A 19,562-nucleotide genomic window follows, 5' to 3' on the forward strand; every position below is an offset into this window, starting at 1 on the left:
TGCTTGTCGCTTCTGGGCAAAGCCCTTCCGCTTTTCTTTGTCCAGCTGCAGGGCTTAGAAGCTCGAGGTCATAAGTTAAACCATCCATAAAGGCAGAGAGCGCCTTTCCGGATGGTTCACCTTATGCTTGTCGCTTCTGGGCAAAGCCCTTCCGCTTTTCTTTGTCCAGCTGCAGGGCTTAGAAGCTCGAGGTCATAAGTTAAACCATCCATAAAGGCAAAGAGCGCCTTTCCGGATGGTTCACCTTATGCTTGTCGCTTCTGGGCAAAGCCCTTCCGCTTTTCGTTTCTTATTGAATATTTTTGTTCATTTGTTTGATTGCTGCTTTTTCCAGTCTTGATACTTGTGCTTGTGAGATGCCGATCTCGTCAGCGACTTCCATTTGAGTTTTCCCTTGAAAGAAACGTTTGCTGATAATCAATTTTTCACGATCATTTAATCGTCTCATTCCTTCTTGAAGAGCAATTTCTTCAATCCAATGGAAATCGCGATTCTTTTCGTCGCTTAGTTGATCCATCACAAATATTGGGTCTCCCCCATCATTATAAATGGGTTCAAACAAAGATACGGGATCTTGTATGGCATCCAATGCAAATACGATTTCCTCGTGAGATACATCAAGAACTTTGGCAATTTCTTCTGCAGTCGGTTCTTTGGATGTTTCCCCCATTAATTTCTCTCTTACTTGTAGAGCCTTGTACGCAATATCTCGTAGTGAACGGGACACTCTTATTGGATTATTGTCTCTTAAATATCGACGGATCTCCCCGATGATCATCGGAACCGCGTATGTAGAGAATCGAACGTTTTGACCTAAATCAAAATTATCGATGGATTTCATTAATCCGATACACCCTACTTGAAATAAATCATCAACATACTCACCACGGTTATTAAAGCGTTGAATTACACTTAAGACGAGGCGCAAATTCCCATTTACAAGTTTTTCTCTTGCGGTAATGTCGCCCGCTTGCATTTGCTTGAATAGTACTCTCATTTCATCATTTTTGAGAACTGGTAATTTGGAAGTATCTACACCACAAATCTCGACTTTATTACGTGTCATTCTATCCCCTCCTTGTAGGAGCTGCTGTACAAAGTTCAGTATTTCCTTGAAGAGGAAAAATATGCATTTCATTCTGGCAAGTAATGGTTCATACTCTCCAAATCCCTTAAGATATCTGGATAAATTCATATAAAAAATTTTTTAATGGTTTTAAACATAAAAAAACTGACCTTTTCTATAGAAAAGGTCAGTTTTTATCAGGTTATACCATTTTATTAAATTCCTTCTTTAGACGCTTAATAATCCTCTTTTCTAAACGGGAGATATAGGACTGGGAGATTCCAAGCATATCCGCTACATCCTTTTGGGTTTTTTCTTCTTCCCCCATTAGCCCAAACCGGAGCTCCATAATTTGTTTTTCACGATCAGAAAGCTGGTGAAGAGCGTTAAAAAGCAGTTTTTTGTCTACGGTCGCTTCTAAATCTTTAGTTATAATATCTTCATCTGTTCCGAGTACGTCCGATAATAGTAATTCATTTCCGTCCCAATCAATATTGAGTGGTTCGTCAAACGAAACTTCAGAACGGATTTTATTGTTTCTTCTTAAATACATAAGAATTTCATTTTCTATACACCTGGAAGCATACGTAGCTAATTTGATTTTTTTCTCTGGATTGAATGTGTTAACTGCCTTTATCAAGCCAATCGTACCGATGCTGATCAAGTCTTCAATATTAATTCCTGTATTTTCAAACTTCCTGGCGATATATACGACTAACCTTAAGTTTCGTTCAATCAACAGAGAGCGGGCAGCTTTATCACCTTTAGGCAATTTATTGAGTAATACTTCTTCCTCCTCTTTCGTCAATGGAGGGGGAAGTGCTTCACTACCACCTATGTAGTAAATTTCATCTGTCTTCAGACCAAGTTTGATTAACAGTTTGTACCAATAGTATAAGAATTTAAATTTGAATTTTTTCATTGTTGCTCCCCCTTCTATTTCTTTAAATTGTGAGTATAGTAGTAATAATTGATTTAAGATACGTTAAGTACCGGCTTTCGCGAAGCCATTTTCGGATGGACAATCGCTTGAAAATTCCCATCTGCTGAAAGCGGATCCTCTCTGAATGCAATCAGTCCATTCGGGATCGCCCATTCTGATTCATGATCCTTTAGAATGAGAGAATCAGGCTTTATTGCGGCTAGAAGTTGACTTTTTCTTCCCACCGATTGGGCGGGGACAATTCTCATCCGGTCAGACCAGCGTGTGTCGATATTTTTCTCTCCAGAGAAGATTTCATCTACATCGTGGCATAGTGCCCTCACTTCTTCTGGAATTCCCCCCTCTATCTCAGCGATGGAGAGTATCATGACAGGGCCTTTGGATATGGGGTCTTGAAGCTGGTTTCCACTGTCAACAAGACCGTATACGGTACATTGAAAATCTTCAATTTTTATGCTTACTTTCAGAAGCTGATCATACTGAATCTTCACTTGCTCAATGCTATCCACTCTGCTCTTAGAAAAATACCAGGCAAGAGGAAGGGCAAGCATAACAAATACCCAGCTTATCGGATCTCCAAAACCACGGATGCTTGCAAGCAACATGGAGGATTCTGTACCAGGGTCAAAACTTATAAAATAATGAGTCCCAATTAATATCCCACCTGTAAAAAAGGTAACAAAATAGAACATAAGAAGATTTGATAAGTAATAGCGCAATCTTCTATACCCAAAAGCTGAGTACACCATGATAATTGAAAATAATAATTTCATAAGAGGGTTTCCTATAAGAGTTGCATAAGGTGAAAAGGCTAGGAGAATAATGATCGATCCTATCAAACTGCCAAGTCCAATTCTCCACAGGGCATATTGTCTTTTTAAGATGATCCCTGTTAACCATAATAAGAAAAAGTCTACCAACAGATTTAACAACCAGATGACATCCAGATATAAGGTCAATCTCTACCCTCCTTTTGAAACTTCACCCCGTTACAGCTTTTTAAATTTCAAGATAGGAATGACTTATCAGAAGTATATCGTACATACCCTTTAAAAGGTTGTCATTTTTTGTATGCTTCAGAGGAAAACTTTTCAGAGATAAGAACGAAATATGTCACTAAATTTATTCCTGCTTCGAGCTATAAAAATGATTTTTAGAACGGATTTTCATTGGAGGATAAGAGGAAAATAATCCAAAAAAATCCCCGAAGGCATTAAATGCCTTCGGGGATTTACTTGTTGATTATATTGACTAAACCCCTCCGCTTTTCTGCTTAACGGCGGCGGTTACGGTTTCTTAGGAAGGTTGGGATATCCAACGTTTCTTCCGCACCCTGGTTTTGGTTGGAAGAGGTTCTCACCGGCTCTTGATGTTGAGGCTCTTCACGTTTAGGTTGTTCGCGTTTTACAGATTGGCTTGGATTTGGACTTTGATTTGGTTTCATTCCACCAAATGTTGGTCGGGTTTGCTTTGGAGGTTGAATGACCTCTTCATTAAATCCGGTTGCAATAACCGTTACGACGATATCATCTTTTAAATCTTCATTAATTACGGAACCGAAGATCATGTTTACTTCTTGATCTGAAGCAGATGCTACAATATCCGCAGCTTCTTGAACTTCATATAGACTTAAAGATGTACCACCTGTAATGTTCATCAGTACACCTTGAGCTCCATCAATGGATGTCTCAAGTAATGGACTTGAAACGGCTTTTTTGGCGGCTTCCGTCGCACGATTCTCACCAGAAGCTGCACCGATGCCCATAAGCGCTGAACCTTTGTTAGACATGATTGTCTTTACGTCGGCAAAGTCAAGGTTAATAAGACCAGGAGTTGCGATTAGATCTGAGATACCTTGAACACCTTGTCTTAATACGTTATCTGCTTCTCGGAATGCTTCAAGCATTGGCGTGCTCTTATCTACGATCTCTAGCAGGCGATCGTTTGGAATTACGATAAGGGTATCTACTCCTTCTTTCATGGCAGCGATACCACCGCTTGCTTGATTTGAACGCTTTCTGCCTTCAAAGGTGAAAGGTCGTGTCACAACACCAACCGTTAATGCTCCAATTTCTCGGGCAATTTGAGCGATTACCGGAGCTGCACCAGTTCCGGTTCCTCCACCCATACCAGCTGTAACGAAGACCATATCTGCTCCTCTTAGAGCTTCTTCAATCTGTTCTTTACTTTCTTCAGCAGCTTTTTTACCCACTTCCGGATTGGCACCTGCTCCTAATCCTCTGGTTAATTTACCACCGATTTGCATTTTTATTTCAGCTTTTGATAGATTCAAAGCTTGTGCATCTGTATTTACAGCGATAAATTCAACACCCTGTACACCATGCTCAATCATGCGGTTTACAGCGTTGTTACCTCCACCACCGACACCGATAACTTTTATTGTCGCTAAAGAATCTAAATTTGTATCAAACTCCAACATGACAAATCCTCCTAACTCGTCGAATCTATGGATTCCTTTATTTATTCAAAGAAGTATCCAAAGAACTTTTTCACTTTTGACATGGCCTTTTCATCTTCATGTTCTTCTTCTTTTACCTTCGCAGGCTTTGGCTTTTTATTAGCTGGTTTCGATTGTCTCTTCTCAGCAGCCTCTACAGGCACTGGTTCTGCACTAACAGATCTTCCTTGTAATCTAGCATTCTTTTGAGCGTATTTAATCAAACCTACTGCAGTCGTATACTGAGGTTCCCTAACTCCAATATAATCAGGAATTGCCACCCGTACACGATTTTGGAAAACGATTTGTGCTAATTCTAACACACCTGGAAGATTTGCTACACCACCAGTTAACACGTATCCACCTGGCAGGTCTCTGATTCCCATTCGTTTCAGCTCATGGCTAATGAGGTCTAATATCTCTTCCAGCCTTGCTTCTATGATATCAGAAATTTCTAATTGATTAAATTGCTGGTGTTGATCACTGCCAATAATTGGCACGCTGAACACTTCATCTTCTGATGCATGGTCATAATAAGCATGTCCATATTTTGTTTTGATTTTCTCTGCATCGTCCGTAGAGGTTCTTAATCCAATCGATAAATCTTTAGTAATATGTTCTCCCCCTACAGGCAGTACAGTTGTAGCTTTAAGGTGACCTTGTTCAAAAACCGCAATTGTTGTAGAGCCGCCGCCAATATCGATTAACGCAGCACCGAGGTTCTTCTCATCCTTTGACAAAGCAACTGAACCAGCTGCAAGAGGTTGAAGAACGATATCGACAATTTCAAGGCCGGCCTTTTCTACACAACGGAGAGTATTATGTAATATCGTCTTAGATCCCGTAATGATGGTGCCTTCCATTTCCAATCGAACACCAATCATACCTCGGGGATCTGTAATCTCATCCAATCCATCAACGATGAATTGTCGTGGGATTACATTGATGATTTCCCTTTCTGGAGGAATAGAAACAACCTGGGCTGCATCCATCACTCTTAGAACATCTTCATCACCGATTTCCCGATTATCACTTGATACTGCCACTACACCATGACACGATTGAAGCGACACATGGTTGCCGGTAATACCTACGATGACCTGGCTTATAGATAAACCAACCATCCTTTCAGCTTGTTCAACTGCTTTCTTAATTGTATGAACAGTTTCGTCTATATCTACGATGGAACCTTTTCTGATTCCTTCTGAGTTCACATTTCCTACACCGATAATGTTTAAGGAATCATTTGTCATTTCACCAATGATTACTTTCACTGTGGATGTACCGATGTCTAGGCTAACGTAAATTTCATTGCTGTTCACTCTATGGCACCTCCTTAAAGAATGTTTATTTGGAACAACAACCCTAGAAATATCACTATTCTAAGTATATCTTATTATGATATTCGTCGTAACAAAAACGATTCCCTTTTAAAATTCTAATTTTTTTCTCTTTTTTCTTGATTATTTGACCAATTGCTAATAAGTATTCGTCTAATCACTGCAATGTTCTGGAATAATCTCACTCCAAAAGCAAATACAGCCGCCAGATATAAGTCTACACCAAGATGTACGCCTAGAAAAGCTAAACTTGCTGCCAGTAAAATATTAAAAAAGAATCCAGAAACAAAGACCTTATCATCATAAATATTTTGGAGGTGGGCACGTATGCCGCCAAATAATGTATCCAATGCTGCCAGGACGGCGATCGATAAATAATTCGAGTACTCATCTGGAATTCTAATATCTGTAAGAAGCCCCAATACGACCCCTACCAGCAACCCTAAAAGGGGAAGCCACATTTTACCCGTTCCCTCCTCTTTCCTTCACCGGTTCCATTAAACGGACCCGGATGGTATCTTCATATGGTGGAACCACCACTTTTTCTAAAGGCTTTGAAATAGAGACTCGAAGATTATCGATAAAGAAGTCCTCAACAGACTGTGATACCTGCATTCGGTTATACAACCCTTTTGCAGAGTCCAAGTCCTTGGTTAATACTCTCACTTCAAATGGTATTTTTTCAATTGAATATCCATCCACCTTGGTTTCTCCATTAATATCACGGATAACAGAGGTATTGATTAAGCGATGACCATCAATGGAAATATCCATTGCATCATATCGATTCAGCTCATTTACCAGTCTTTCCAACAGTTCCGGTGATATATTTTGAACTTTTTCACCAAGAAGGATTTCTTCCATGGCAGGTTCAATCGTTAAAATGACACCAGGTCCTGTTTTCTCAGTCAACCCTGCTTCTGTTTTCAATTCCTCTAACGTTTGTTTTAACGCACGTTCTGGACTCGACTGTTGTTCTGTCTTATATTGTTCCAACTTTGCTTCAACTGCACGCAGTTCTGCATAGAGATTGGAATTGACTTCTTTTTCTTTTAATAATGCATTTCGTAGTTCCCATATATCTCGTGTATCCCGGACAACAGGTTCTTTGACTGTTTGGAACTGTATAGCAATCATAAACCCGATAATAATCGTAATAATGGTAAAACTTATTTTTAATTTGTTGTCCATTCATTGCACCTTACTTTCACATCTAACCCTTACTTGGTAACAGTCCGAATAATCCTTTGGATAATCGATTGCTTATGATTCACTAATGCTTGGTTCTAAAATTACCGAATTCTTTTTTTCCAATTTGAAAATGATATTATCATTTACAAGCTGGTCTTTAACGCCGCCCGTGATATTCATAGCTGATGATAGTACTTCAGGATCTCCAATAGCAGTAATTTCAAACGGAGCAGGATATTCGATTCCATCAATTTGAATAACGGGACCGTTACACAGTATGTATGAATCATGCTTTAGCCTTTGTCCATTTATCGCTACGACAGAAGCCCCGGCAATGTATAATTCATTGATCACCTTAAAAACATGGTGTTCATGAACGATATAATTATTGGCGTTTTCCTCATTGGAATCGTAGTCAGCGTCTGATAACGTCACGTTTATGCCGGGCCCTTTCACTTTCGTTTTGCCCAGGTACATACGATACTTCTCCGCATCTTCTGCCAGGTTAAAATATATTTGTTTCTCTTTAGAGAATTCCTTCTCCATGTTGACGACCTTTTCCTGTTTCTCATAAAGTTCTTCTTGCAGATTATTATTATTCTGCTGATACTCAAGGATTTGATCTCTTAATGCTTCTTCCTGTTTCCACTGACCATTCGTCCGATTCCCAAGTTCCGCTTGTTCTGTGTTAGCCAGACTAAATGAAAAAGCAAGGATGAAACCTAAAACCAGACATACAAGAGAGAGGATTACATGCTTACCTCTCACCCTCATCCTCTTCATCGCTTTGTTCACCTTCCGTTTCATATGCTCTGAAATAAGAACCTACCTCTAAATCAATGACACCTTTTACTGAAGGATCCAATTGACTGACAATAGAGGGATAATGCACCATTTTCTCTGAAAAGGTCCGGATGGTGGCACTGACTTCAAATCCATCATTCATGAATAGGGTCAAGTGATATTGATCTGTTTTCTTTGGAACCAGGTTAATCTCAGATATGAGGTGCTGAACTTCTTTCGGAAGCTCCCCTAATTCTTCTACCATTTTCACTAAGACCTTATCTTCCTCGAAACCTCTGAGTAAAGGGGCATCAACAGGTATTGATTCAGTACCTTTATCCAGAACGTTCCCATTCTCTAATATGACAAAGAATTTATTATCCTTCGATAGATATGCCTTTTTATCATACTCTTGGATGCGTATTTCATAGGAATTCGGAAAAGACATTTTTACCGTTGCATTTTTTACTTCAGGAAGCCCCTTTAATTTTTCCACGGTTTTATCTTTGTTTACACTCCACAAATTCATGCCGCTGTCAATTCCACTTTTCTGAAGGACCGCCTCATCTGAAACAAGCTCATTCCCGTGAACCACCACGTTATTCACATGACTTAAAGGTGATTGAAAGTAAACCACCGATAGAATCATGAGTAAGAACAAAGAAAGTAAAAACAAAAGTCTGCGATTCGCTTTCTTTTTTCGGTGTTGTTTTAATTTAGGAATACGATCTTCAAGGGAAACAACATTTTCTTTTTTCATTTCGTTCTCCTCAATTTCACTTTGTATTCATTAAGCCATGAATAAGAAATTCTCACCACGTCTTATGATGAAAGTACTCTTTACATTGGGATACCTACATTCTATATGAAGGCAGCAAATGTTAAAAGAGGAACAGAACGTTATTTTCTGCCATATGACATAATGTTGAACGAGAAACCATTATGGTAGAGTCGAAGGATGGCTAACCAGGGGTTTGTTCTCAGGTTACTGATCAAAATAACCCAGCAAATCCCAAGATACATTGTCGAAACAACTTTTCGTTTATGTACGTCCATTCCTTTTCATAAAGAAGCCATCCTATTTATTACACTCTCCTACTCTATTTTAAACACCAATTCCCACATAATGAAGGTATGTCATTGAATTGTAAAAGATTTGGCTAACAAAAGTAATAAACTCTCCTTTATTTTGAAAAGGTCTGATCATAATGCATTACGTATATGTAATTAATTGTAACATCTCACCAATGAATATCCTATTGTTATTTCAATAAAAACAAGGAATTTCAGCGTTTTTCCTTTAACTCAAAAAGAGACTGACCATAAAAACAGAGGAGGACATGAATGATGAGTTCCTGACTATCAGGCTTTTACCATTCACTTCTTCCGAACTGTTTAACAGTCAATCTCTTTGTTTAGTCCTTACCGTCTCGTATAGCGGCTAATATTCAGCAGCACCCCGACAGCCATTAGCATGAGGGTCAATGAGGATCCCCCGTAGCTGAGAAAGGGGAGTGTTATGCCCGTGACCGGCATGAGGCCGGTTACGACCCCGACGTTGATCATCACTTGAATCGCAATCATTGAAACGATCCCTAACGCCAGAAAGCTTCCGAATAAGTCAGGGGCCCCCAGAGCAATTCTGATTCCTCTCCATAAAATTAATGAAAACAGAAGCAGGACTAGAGTTCCCCCGATAAAGCCGAGCTCTTCTGCTAAAATCGCAAAAATAAAATCGTTTTGGGGTTCGGGCAAATAGAAGAATTTCTGCCTGCTTTGTCCCAGTCCCAATCCAAACAAGCCTCCCGGGCCGATTGCATATAGGGACTGAATAATTTGGAAGCCACTATTCAATGGATCCTGCCATGGGTCTAAAAAGGATGTTATCCGTGCAATGCGATAAGGTGCAGATATAACAAGTCCAATGAATCCAACTAAGCCAATCATCCCAAGACCGACAAAATGCATGATCCTCGCCCCTGAAATAAAGATCATCACTACTGAAGTACCGACCATGACAGTACCAGTACCCAGATCCGGTTGTAGCATGATCATTCCAAAAGCAGCGAACACTAAGAGAAGCGCAGGCAGGACTCCTTTTCTAAAGGAAGTAATATACTTTTGGTTTTCCGATAAATACTTTGAGAGAAACGCAATCATGGCAAGTTTCATGAATTCTGAAGGCTGAATGGAAAACGCCCCTACTCCTATCCAGCTCCTGGAACCATTTCTTAGAACCCCGATACCCGGGATTAACACTAGTACAAGAAGGACGAAGCAAATGATGATGATGATTTTCGCCCAATTCTTCCAGGTCCAATACTCAACATTCATGATGAAAAACATAGCGAATAACCCAACGCCCGCAAAGAGCACTTGCCTTTTGGCAAAGAAAAAGGAGTCATCGAATTTGTAGTCAGCCCATACAGCGCTTGCGCTGTATACCATAATCAGTCCAATCGCAAGTAAAGTGAGTGTAACCATAATGAGGATAAAATCGGGAGTCGATTTTTTTAAAGGCAATCTTAAACACCTCGAATAGACAAATTTTGAGCCGTTCGAGCAAGAAAACTACTTATCTTGAATTGGTATACTGGTTGTAAAAGTACGGATGCTCTTCATGGACAAGCCCTTATTAAAGCTTATGCACCGCTTCAATAAAAATGTCACCACGTTCTTCAAAAGTTCGATATTGATCCCAACTTGCACATGCCGGGGATAGTAAAACAACATCTCCCTCTTTGGCATGTTCAAAAGCAACAGGAACTGCCTTTTCAACATTATCGACAGGAATAATGGATTGTATCCCTGCCTTTTCCCCTGTATTCATAAACTTCTCAGACGTTTCCCCGAAGGTGATCAACGTTTTTACATTATTCAAGTATGGAATCAGGTCATCGAAATCATTTCCACGGTCCAAGCCTCCAGCAAGCAGGATCGTAGGACCCCGAAACGCATGAAGAGCGCTTTTCGTTGCCAGGCTATTCGTTGCTTTCGAATCATTATAAAACTTTACACCCTTCACTTCCCGGACAAATTGCGTTCGATGCTTCACCCCTGTAAAGGTGCCAAGGACTTTCTTAATACTTTCATTCGACACTCCATAGAGTTTACACGCCGCAATCGCACAAAGGATATTCTCAAGGTTATGTGCACCCGGTAATACAATTGAATCCACTTCGACGATCAACTCATCTTTGAAATAGACTGCCCCGTTTTTAATATAGGCCCCTTCCGCTACTACTTTCTTCGTTGAAAATGGAATCAATTGCGCTTTTGTAAAGGAGACTGAATCTATAACATGCTCTTGATCAGCATTTAAGATGAGATAATCATGTTCTGTTTGATTTTTCGTAATATTGGATTTCGCCTTCCAATATTCATCCAGGTTTCCATGATAATCCAGATGTGCATCATATAAATTCGTTATGATGGCAATATGAGGAGCGAATTCTTCAATACCCATCAGCTGGAAAGAGGAGAGCTCAACTACCATTTTTTCATTTCCCTTCGCTTCCTGGGCTACTTCAGAAGCGACCGTTCCGATATTTCCTGCAATAAGAGGCTTTTGGCCGGCCTCTTCAAGCATTTCAAACAGAAGTGTCGTCGTCGTGGTTTTTCCATTTGTCCCTGTAATCCCAATCAATTCTGCCTCAGAAATTAAATAAGCAAGCTCAACTTCTGTCAAAACGGGTATGTTCTTTTCAATTGCTTTCTTGATTAATGGGTTGTGATAGGGTATTCCAGGATTCTTTATCACATACTGAAAACCTTCATCAAGAAGTTCGATGGGATGACTTCCGCATATCACTTTAATACCTTCCTGAAGAAGCCCCTGGGCTTCCGGGTTTTCAGCTAATGGCTTTTGATCGTTCACCGTTACGAATGCTTCTAACTTATGTAGAAGAGAGGCAGCACTTACCCCACTTTTTGCCAAACCTAATACTAGAACTTTTTTATGTTTGAACTTCGTTATCTTCTTCAATTATAACCACACCTCAATATAGATTCCTAAAACGGCAAATAGTAAACCGACAGTCCAAAACGTTACAACAACACGCCACTCAGACCAACCGACTAACTCATAGTGGTGGTGCAATGGGCTCATTTTAAATATTCGCTTCCCTGTTGTCTTAAATGATGCTACCTGGAGAATGACGGATAGTGTCTCGATGACAAATACCCCACCAATAAGAATTAAGATGATTTCCAATTTGGTCAAAATGGCAATCGTCGCGATCGCTCCACCTAATGCTAATGACCCTGTATCTCCCATAAATACTTTAGCAGGATGTGCATTGAATACTAAGAATCCGAGCACCGCCCCGACTACTGCCACTCCGAAGATCGCGACATCATACTGGGATTGATTCCAGGCTAATACAGCTAGTGCACCAAAAGCAATGGCGCTCGTTCCTGATACCAATCCGTCTAAACCATCCGTTATATTGACAGCATTTGAAAATCCTACAAGCCAAAAAATAATGAATAAACAATAAAACCAACCTAATTCAAATGAAAAATCCGTTAATGGGATCGATACTGTAGTCGGAAAGTCACTTTGCTTAAAGATGAGATAAAAAATGACTGAAATGACAATCTGACCTAATAGCTTTTGCTTGGATGTGAGCCCTAAGTTCCTCTTCATTACAACTTTAATAAAGTCATCAAGGAAGCCTAGCAACCCAAAACCGACCGTCACAAGGATCATTAAATAAGTTTCAGGACCAGGCTCTGAATATTTACCAGTCATTACAAATGTAGTAATCACGATGGAGAGTAGGAACACAATTCCACCCATTGTAGGTGTGCCTGTCTTTTTTTGATGAGACTTAGGGCCTTCATCACGGATACTCTGCCCAAACTTCAATCTTCTCAAGAAAGGGATGAAAACGGGGGCAAGCAATACTGTTATGAGAAATGCCATAATGATTGTAAAGAAAATCACTTGTTCCATCATCATTATTCCCCTCCCTTTCCGTTATTGGAATCGTTCAATGTTACGTCTGTTGTTTGATTTCGTTCAGATTCGCTGTTAAAAATAAACTTCGTCATAATTTCCCACTTTTCTTGATTGTAATTTTGTGTGTAATTCTCTAGTAAGTCAATGTAAGCTTTATAAACATCTTCAACCATAAATAATGGAAAGTGGTTTGGAACAAATGAAGGTACTTTTTTATTCTTAGGCCAAAGTGATGCAATCGCTCCTAAATCAATACTTTCTAAAAGGTTTATTTCACCACCAAAAGGGACATATAGTCCCTTCTCCATTCCCATTTTAGTTGAATTTGAAACTACTAGAAACGCCAAGCCTGGTAGATGTATTCCAGATGTTTCAGGAAATAATTTCTTTACATCATCATAAAAGAGCATTCTTACATCCCCTTTATGATCTGTCTGGCCACTTGGCGGTCATCGAAATCGTATACATTGTTTCCTATAATTTGATAGGTTTCATGACCTTTCCCCGCGATCAGGACAATATCGTCAGGTTTGGCAAGGCTCAAAGCCTTTTTAATTGCTTCTTTTCGATCAACTATCAATTGATACTGTTTGCCGACCACTCCAGATTCCATATCCTTGAGAATATCATCAGGATCCTCCGTTCTTGGATTATCAGAGGTGAAGATAGCAAAGTCCCCATATTCACAGGCAATCTCTGCCATTATTGGCCGTTTAATCTTATCACGGTCTCCTCCACACCCGACCACCACAATAACGTTTCCCTTGGTAATCGACTGTATGGTTTCTAATACATTTTTCAGACCATCTGGAGTGTGTGCATAATCCACGATAACCGAGAAGGGCTGGCCTTCAGATATTGTTTCAAACCGTCCCCTTACTCCATGTGCCCTCTCCAGGCTTCTTACACTGTCCTCGATGGGTATACCTGCTGCACTAGCTGTTGCAATCGCAGCCAAAGCGTTATATACATTAAATTGCCCCGCAAATTTTAATACCATCTCTCGTTCACCAAATGGTGAAACAAGAGTAAAAGCGGACTCTGTTGCTTTCAGGACAATATCTCTGGCATAGAAGTCAGCAGAAGGAGACAGACCATATGTAAATACATGTGCGGCCGTTGCTCTGATAAAAAAATCAGCTGCTTCATCGTCTTTATTAATGATGGCGTATTTAGGAGATTTCTTAAAATAAGTATTCCCTAATTGGGAAAACAATAAGCCTTTTGCATTTCGGTAATCGTCCATGGACTTATGATAATCCAGATGATCCTGAGTCAGGTTTGTGAACACGGCAATATCATAGTCACAGCCGTGAACCCGGCCCTGATGCAACGCATGTGAAGAGACTTCCATGATCGCACTTCGTACCCCTTTATCACAAAACTGTTTAAACGTTTGTTGGAGCGTTAAGCTGTCAGGAGTCGTATTATGACTTACTTGTAACTCATCCCCCACTTTTATGTGCATTGTACCGATTAAACCGGTTTTCATTCCACATTGTGTAAGCACCTGATCAATCAGATGGGTGGTCGTGGTTTTCCCATTTGTGCCTGTCACCCCTATCAACAAAAGCTGGTGGGATGGCTGCTTATAAAAGTAATCGGCAAGAATCGCCATTGCTTTCTTCGTATCCGGAACGATAATAACAGGCACGTTTGCTTCTATGCTCCTCTCAGCGAGGATCGCAGCTGCACCGTTCTTCTCAGCCAGTGGGGCGAGTGTATGGCTATCAACCTCTAATCCGTTAATACAGATAAATAGATCACCATTTTTCACTTTTTTATGGTGGTTAGCGATGTTTGAAATAGCTGGATTCCCTTCACCCTCTACTGAGAAAAACGGCAGTACTTCCAGCAAAGTGTGCAATCTCATCTTTTCAACTCCTCACAGGTAGAAAGCAACCTTTTTTTATTTTACAAAAAAATGCGTATGAAAGCTATAAACCTTTTAACTTAGTTCGTTATGATTATGAAAAAATGGCAATCTGCCACATTAATTAAAGAAAAACGGGACTCCCCCTTACGGATATAAAGCCCCTGGCATAAATAAAAAGTATATCACAAATACACAATCATGTTGACTTTCTACCCTTAAGTCATTCTGAAAGATACACCCTCACTTTTGAGCCTTGCTTGATCTTCACTCCGGGATCAGGAGATTGACTAACCACTTTGTCTCCACTTCCACTTACATCCAGACTAAGATTTACTAATTGCTCCTGTAACTCTTTTTTCGTTAATCCAACTAAGTCAGGGGTTTCAATCAATGGAATGTCGGTCCACGTCATCTCTTTCTCAATTTGACCTTTACGTTTCGGTACTCCCATTGCTTCTAAACTATCGCCAATGATACTACCTCCAATAGGGGCTGCTACGACTCCACCGAATTGAATCGTACCTTTCGGATTATCTACAGCCACGTACACGACAATTTCAGGGTCATCCGCAGGCGCTATACCCATAAAGGAAACGATGTGATTGTTTTCTAAGTATTTACCATCCTTTGCTTTTTGAGCAGTTCCCGTTTTCCCGCCCACCCGATAACCATCTACAAAAGCTTTCTTTCCGCTCCCTTTTGCTACAACACTTTCCAATGCTTCTCGGATCTGTTTTGATGTTTCTTCTGAAATGACCCTCTTCTTCATTTGAGGTGTCTTTCTCATCACCACTTCTCCAGTTGATGGGTCAATCAATTCCTTAGCTATATACGGTTGATACAGGATTCCTCCATTGACGGCTGCTGATACAGCCGCTACCTGTTGAATCGGCGTGACAGCAACCCCCTGGCCGAAGGCGGTGGTAGCTTGTTCTACAGGACCGACTCGGTCAAGATTAAAGAGAATCCCTTTCCCCTCTCCTTGAAGATCAATGCCTGTCTTTTGTCCAAAACCAAAGTCATGAATATAGCTGAATAGTTTTTCTTTCCCTAATCTCTCACCTAACTCGACAAATCCCGGGTTACATGAATTTTGGACCACTTCCAAAAATGTTTGGGTTCCATGTCCTCCCCGCTTCCAACAATGAAGGGTGGATCCTGCAACTTCAACATGACCTGGATCATGGAATTTTTCTTTATAAAGATCCACCTTATTTTCCTCGAGCGCTGCAGCAAGAGTAATGATCTTAAACGTTGAACCCGGTTCATAGGTACTCCAAATCGGTAGATTCCGGTTATAGATTTCCTGGGGTACATTCCGGAAATTCGCCGGGTCAAAAGTCGGCCTGCTTGACATCGCCAATATCTCGCCATTTTTAGGGTTCATGGCAATGGCGATGATTCCATCGGGGTTGTAAGTCGCTTGAGCAATATCCAATTCACGCTCCACGATGGTTTGGACTTTACTATCAATCGTAAGCTTTAAATCCAGGCCGTTTTCCGGTTTTTCGAAGTCATCTGCCATATCAGGCATTCGCTTCCCTTTTGCGTCAGAGAAAAATTTCACATAACCTTTATCCCCACTCAGTTCCTCATCATATGAAAGTTCAAGTCCCATCAAGCCCTGATTATCAATTCCCGCGAAGCCAAGCACATGGGATAAATAACTGCCGTATGGATAATAACGTTTAGAATCTTCGCCTAAGTAAACCCCTTTTAAATTCAGGTCCCTGACCTCTTTCGCTTTTTCATATGAAATCTTTCTCGCTTCTTTAATCAACACCATACTGTCTCTCTGTGTAACATATTTATATGCAGATTCTACTGAAATATTAAGAACAGCTGCCAGTTTATCCGCCGTCCCTTTGGGATCAGTGATTTGTCTCGGAACGACAAAAATCGTCGGGGCACTTTGATTTCCAGCTAGTTCTACCCCATTCCGGTCTACTATTTTCCCTCTCTCCGGTTGAAATGGAATATTTCGACTCCAGGAATCCTTTGCTAAACCTGTAAGCCAGTCCCCTTTAAAAAACTGAACATACCCCAGCCTTATATCAATAATGGAGAAAATCAGGACTCCTACTACAAGCGCTACTGCTAACCTTTTCCTTACCGTTACATTGGATACTCTTTTCACTAATGGAACCTCCCCTTCTATGGCTCGTTCCATTATATGCTTGGACTTATTTGGGTATGTTCGAAATCCATGAAAGGATGAGGAAGGCGTTATCATTCACGTCAATTTAATCGATTGGTTCCATAAGAAAAGGGCGACTTCGATGTGAATGGCACTCATACCTAAATCAGTTTCAAAAGAAATCGATTCAGGTGCTCTCGAGTGATTCACATACATAAGTCAGCCCTGTTTATTTAGTTCAGTGGTGGTTCTTCCGTATCCTCATCTTCATCTTGCTGTACTTGTTCTTCCGGAGTACTAAAATTAACCACTAAAGGCTCTTCTTTTTCCACAGGAACCCCCGGTTGAATATTTTGACTGACCGCATAGCCATTTCCAACCATATTGATCTTCAGACCTGCAAGATTTGCCACTTTGAAGACATCCCTTACAGACCATCCCTTCATATCTGGAATCGTGATGTCTCCATCGGTTTTGATTACAACTCTTTCACCTTCAAGAATCGTACTGCCAGCTTGGGGTAGCTGCTTGACAACAATCGATCCATTTCCAACAACAACAGGTGAAGCACCTGCTTTTTCCAGCTCTTTTCTAGCTTCTTCCACAGTCATTTCTTTTGTATCAGGAAGCGATCGTTTTTTTAAACTCACTTTTTCCTGAGGTTTAATATTTAAGTACTTCAAGCTATTTTGCATGACAGGATTGAAAACAGCTGCTACAGGATCCGAACCGATTTCAGTCGGTTCTAATTCGGGTTGTTGAATACCCACATAGACGATTAACTGAGGGTCATCAGCCGGTGCCATACCCATGAAGGAAAATAGATACTTTTCTTTCCCGTACATATACCTTCCTGTTTCAGGATCAGGGATTTGCGCAGTGCCTGATTTACCTGCAACGCGATAGCCTTCGATAGCAAAACGGGTCCCTGTGCCTTCCTCAGAAGTTACAGTTGATTCTAAGTATTCCCGTACTTTTTCAGCCGACTCTTTCGTAATCGGATTTCCAGCAACTTTTGGTTTTGTTTCTTCAACCACTTTCTTCGTATTTGGATCTACAACCTTTGAGATAACATAGGGCTGCATCATTTTTCCGTCGTTCGCAATTGCAGACTCCGCTTGAATCATTTGAAGCGGGGTAACGGTTGTACCTTGCCCAAAAATCGTGGTGTATTTTTCAATTGGGTAATGATAAAGGATAGATCCAGAAGCTTCATGTGGTAATCCCACACCTGTTGGTTCACCAAATCCGAAACTATTTAAATACCCTTCGAATTTTTTAAACCCTATTTTGTCCAATAAATTCGCAAATGCCACATTAGAAGACCTTTGAACCCCTTCTAAATAAGAAATCGTTCCCCAGCCTTCTCCACCATTATGGTCCCTGATAGGGTTAGGAACATTATCAACATAATATTTACCAGATTCATACGCTTCATTTGGGTTAAACTTCCCTTCATTTACAGCCGCAGCCAATGAAAAAGCTTTCATAGTCGAACCTGGCTCAATTGTTTCCTCTACAATGAAGTTTGTCCAATTGTCAAGTAAACCTTCTCTCGTATCAGGGTGAAAAGTAGGTCTTTGTGACATCGCTAATATCTTTCCTGTTTTTGGATCTGATACGATCGCAAACATTTTCTTTGGTTTATATTTCTTTTGCACTTCATTCATTGCTTCTTCTAAGAACGTTTGAACTTTCTTGTCGATGGTTAGGTAAATATCATTTCCATCTTGTGGTGATGTTACATGCTCATCTGCATTTGGCAATAAATATCCCCAAACATCACTCTTATATTCCACCGAGCCGTCCTTGCCACTTAACACATCATCAAAGCTAGCTTCCACACCCATTTTCCCTACTGTTTTGGAATCACCGTTATCCGCAGTGGTTTTTTGTGCAAAACCAATCAGATGAGGTGCGAAGGAGCCATTAGGATAAAATCGCTTTGCTTCCTTCCTGAATGTGATTCCAGGTATGTTTTCTTCTTTAATCTCGAGCATCATTTGATGAGACAGGTCTCTACCAGCAGATCCAAATTCCACCTGATAGGGCCCGTCCTGATTGAGACGGTCATATATTTCGCTCTCTTTTAAATCAAGATATGGAGCCAGAGCCTTCGCTGTTTTCTCCGGATCTGTCACATGCTTGGGCTTCTTCGGATCACTTGTGATGCTCGGATCTAAAATGGCCACGAGAGTATAGGCTGAAGTATCCTCGGCAATGACTTCACCTTTCCCGTCAAAAATTGTACCCCTGTGAGCTTCTAAAATGTGACTTTTTATATATTTTTTTGCCGCTTGTGATGCCAGGACCTTACCTTCAGCTTCCCCGGTGACCTGAATCGTGACAAAGCGAACCATTAATACAAAAAAGAGCAAGCCGAAAATCCCGAATAGGATGGCTGCCCCTATGTTCATGCTTGGTCTTTTTTTCATTATTGTTCAACAACCTTAACGTTCTTTTCTTTCAAATTAAGTCCAAGCTCTTTCGCTTTTTCAAGAATGCGCTCATACGTACTAAGCTCACTAACTTGAAGTTTAAGATCATTATTGGCCTTTTCCTGCTTCTCAATGGTTGATTCAACGTGCTGGACATCTTTATTCACATCATAGATGGCTGCCTGTGTAGTCACAATCTGAACGGCTAAAAAGCAAAATACCGCTGCGAAAATGGCTACAAGGATTTTTTCCCCCGGTGTGATGACAGATCTTCTCTCTTCTCTAAGGCGCTTCGGCTTCGCTTGAACGGATTGATTGGTTTTCTCAACTTTTTGCTGCTCGTACTTTCTGGCTAAGTTACTCAAAA

Annotated in this window: 17 protein-coding genes; all 17 read right to left on the reverse strand. The window is 40.5% G+C overall.

The window, feature by feature from the left end; translation table 11 throughout:
• Positions 1 to 289 precede the first annotated feature (289 nt).
• On the reverse strand, positions 290 to 1,066 hold the full coding sequence (gene sigG / locus ACQKFO_RS07075; RefSeq protein ID WP_113968293.1) for an RNA polymerase sporulation sigma factor SigG: 777 nt from the start codon (positions 1,064 to 1,066) through the stop codon (positions 290 to 292).
• 202 nt (positions 1,067 to 1,268) lie between these two features.
• Entirely contained in the window at positions 1,269 to 1,988 is a 720-nt protein-coding gene (sigE, locus tag ACQKFO_RS07080) for an RNA polymerase sporulation sigma factor SigE (protein WP_113968294.1), read from the reverse strand.
• A gap of 53 nt (positions 1,989 to 2,041) precedes the next feature.
• A complete protein-coding gene (gene spoIIGA, locus ACQKFO_RS07085; RefSeq protein ID WP_427597614.1) occupies positions 2,042 to 2,968 on the reverse strand; it encodes a sigma-E processing peptidase SpoIIGA in 927 nt (308 codons plus the stop codon).
• 314 nt (positions 2,969 to 3,282) lie between these two features.
• Positions 3,283 to 4,449: a cell division protein FtsZ gene (ftsZ, locus tag ACQKFO_RS07090; RefSeq protein ID WP_427597615.1), complete on the reverse strand. Its 1,167-nt coding sequence runs from the start codon at positions 4,447 to 4,449 to the stop codon at positions 3,283 to 3,285.
• Between the two features lie 41 nt (positions 4,450 to 4,490).
• Positions 4,491 to 5,789, reverse strand: a complete 1,299-nt coding sequence (ftsA, locus tag ACQKFO_RS07095) for a cell division protein FtsA (protein ID WP_148968668.1) — start codon at positions 5,787 to 5,789, stop codon at positions 4,491 to 4,493.
• 116 nt (positions 5,790 to 5,905) lie between these two features.
• Positions 5,906 to 6,268: a small basic family protein gene (locus ACQKFO_RS07100; RefSeq protein WP_113968298.1), complete on the reverse strand. Its 363-nt coding sequence runs from the start codon at positions 6,266 to 6,268 to the stop codon at positions 5,906 to 5,908.
• Position 6,269: 1 nt separating this feature from the next.
• On the reverse strand, positions 6,270 to 6,998 hold the full coding sequence (locus ACQKFO_RS07105; RefSeq protein ID WP_427597617.1) for a DUF881 domain-containing protein: 729 nt from the start codon (positions 6,996 to 6,998) through the stop codon (positions 6,270 to 6,272).
• 72 nt (positions 6,999 to 7,070) lie between these two features.
• Positions 7,071 to 7,772, reverse strand: coding sequence for a DUF881 domain-containing protein (locus ACQKFO_RS07110; RefSeq protein WP_427597815.1), 702 nt, complete (start codon positions 7,770 to 7,772; stop codon positions 7,071 to 7,073).
• Positions 7,756 to 8,541 carry a cell division protein FtsQ/DivIB gene (locus ACQKFO_RS07115; protein ID WP_427597618.1) on the reverse strand — a complete coding sequence of 262 codons (786 nt, stop codon included), beginning with the start codon at positions 8,539 to 8,541 and terminating at the stop codon, positions 7,756 to 7,758. The genes ACQKFO_RS07110 and ACQKFO_RS07115 overlap by 17 nt, the downstream gene beginning before the upstream one ends.
• A gap of 662 nt (positions 8,542 to 9,203) precedes the next feature.
• Complete coding sequence (gene spoVE / locus ACQKFO_RS07120; RefSeq protein WP_427597619.1) at positions 9,204 to 10,304, reverse strand: stage V sporulation protein E; 1,101 nt, start codon at positions 10,302 to 10,304, stop codon at positions 9,204 to 9,206.
• 112 nt (positions 10,305 to 10,416) lie between these two features.
• A complete protein-coding gene (gene murD / locus ACQKFO_RS07125; protein WP_427597620.1) occupies positions 10,417 to 11,766 on the reverse strand; it encodes a UDP-N-acetylmuramoyl-L-alanine--D-glutamate ligase in 1,350 nt (449 codons plus the stop codon).
• Positions 11,767 to 12,741 (reverse strand): phospho-N-acetylmuramoyl-pentapeptide-transferase, encoded by a 975-nt coding sequence (gene mraY, locus ACQKFO_RS07130; RefSeq protein WP_427597816.1) that lies wholly within the window; start codon positions 12,739 to 12,741, stop codon positions 11,767 to 11,769.
• Between the two features lie 2 nt (positions 12,742 to 12,743).
• Complete coding sequence (locus tag ACQKFO_RS07135; protein ID WP_427597621.1) at positions 12,744 to 13,154, reverse strand: hypothetical protein; 411 nt, start codon at positions 13,152 to 13,154, stop codon at positions 12,744 to 12,746.
• Between the two features lie 2 nt (positions 13,155 to 13,156).
• Positions 13,157 to 14,617, reverse strand: coding sequence for a UDP-N-acetylmuramoyl-L-alanyl-D-glutamate--2,6-diaminopimelate ligase (locus ACQKFO_RS07140; protein WP_427597623.1), 1,461 nt, complete (start codon positions 14,615 to 14,617; stop codon positions 13,157 to 13,159).
• Positions 14,618 to 14,840: 223 nt separating this feature from the next.
• Positions 14,841 to 16,757, reverse strand: a complete 1,917-nt coding sequence (locus ACQKFO_RS07145) for a stage V sporulation protein D (RefSeq protein WP_427597624.1) — start codon at positions 16,755 to 16,757, stop codon at positions 14,841 to 14,843.
• A gap of 233 nt (positions 16,758 to 16,990) precedes the next feature.
• On the reverse strand, positions 16,991 to 19,192 hold the full coding sequence (locus ACQKFO_RS07150) for a penicillin-binding protein (protein WP_427597625.1): 2,202 nt from the start codon (positions 19,190 to 19,192) through the stop codon (positions 16,991 to 16,993).
• Positions 19,192 to 19,560 (reverse strand): cell division protein FtsL, encoded by a 369-nt coding sequence (ftsL, locus tag ACQKFO_RS07155; protein ID WP_427597626.1) that lies wholly within the window; start codon positions 19,558 to 19,560, stop codon positions 19,192 to 19,194. Before ftsL ends, ACQKFO_RS07150 begins: the two co-directional genes overlap by 1 nt.
• Positions 19,561 to 19,562: the final 2 nt, after the last annotated feature.

Source organism: Rossellomorea sp. NPDC071047 (assembly GCF_050270195.1).
In the GTDB taxonomy this organism is placed as follows: domain Bacteria; phylum Bacillota; class Bacilli; order Bacillales; family Bacillaceae_B; genus Rossellomorea.

Coding starts and splice junctions, on each gene's coding strand:
- sigG (WP_113968293.1), bottom strand. CDS start 1,066: ATGACACGTAATAAAGTCGAGATTTGTGGTGTAGATACTTCCAAATTA.
- sigE (WP_113968294.1), bottom strand. CDS start 1,988: ATGAAAAAATTCAAATTTAAATTCTTATACTATTGGTACAAACTGTTA.
- ftsZ (WP_427597615.1), bottom strand. CDS start 4,449: ATGTTGGAGTTTGATACAAATTTAGATTCTTTAGCGACAATAAAAGTT.
- ACQKFO_RS07100 (WP_113968298.1), bottom strand. CDS start 6,268: ATGTGGCTTCCCCTTTTAGGGTTGCTGGTAGGGGTCGTATTGGGGCTT.
- ACQKFO_RS07105 (WP_427597617.1), bottom strand. CDS start 6,998: ATGGACAACAAATTAAAAATAAGTTTTACCATTATTACGATTATTATC.
- ACQKFO_RS07110 (WP_427597815.1), bottom strand. CDS start 7,772: ATGAGGGTGAGAGGTAAGCATGTAATCCTCTCTCTTGTATGTCTGGTT.
- ACQKFO_RS07115 (WP_427597618.1), bottom strand. CDS start 8,541: ATGAAAAAAGAAAATGTTGTTTCCCTTGAAGATCGTATTCCTAAATTA.
- mraY (WP_427597816.1), bottom strand. CDS start 12,741: ATGATGGAACAAGTGATTTTCTTTACAATCATTATGGCATTTCTCATA.
- ACQKFO_RS07135 (WP_427597621.1), bottom strand. CDS start 13,154: ATGCTCTTTTATGATGATGTAAAGAAATTATTTCCTGAAACATCTGGA.
- ACQKFO_RS07140 (WP_427597623.1), bottom strand. CDS start 14,617: ATGAGATTGCACACTTTGCTGGAAGTACTGCCGTTTTTCTCAGTAGAG.
- ACQKFO_RS07150 (WP_427597625.1), bottom strand. CDS start 19,192: ATGAAAAAAAGACCAAGCATGAACATAGGGGCAGCCATCCTATTCGGG.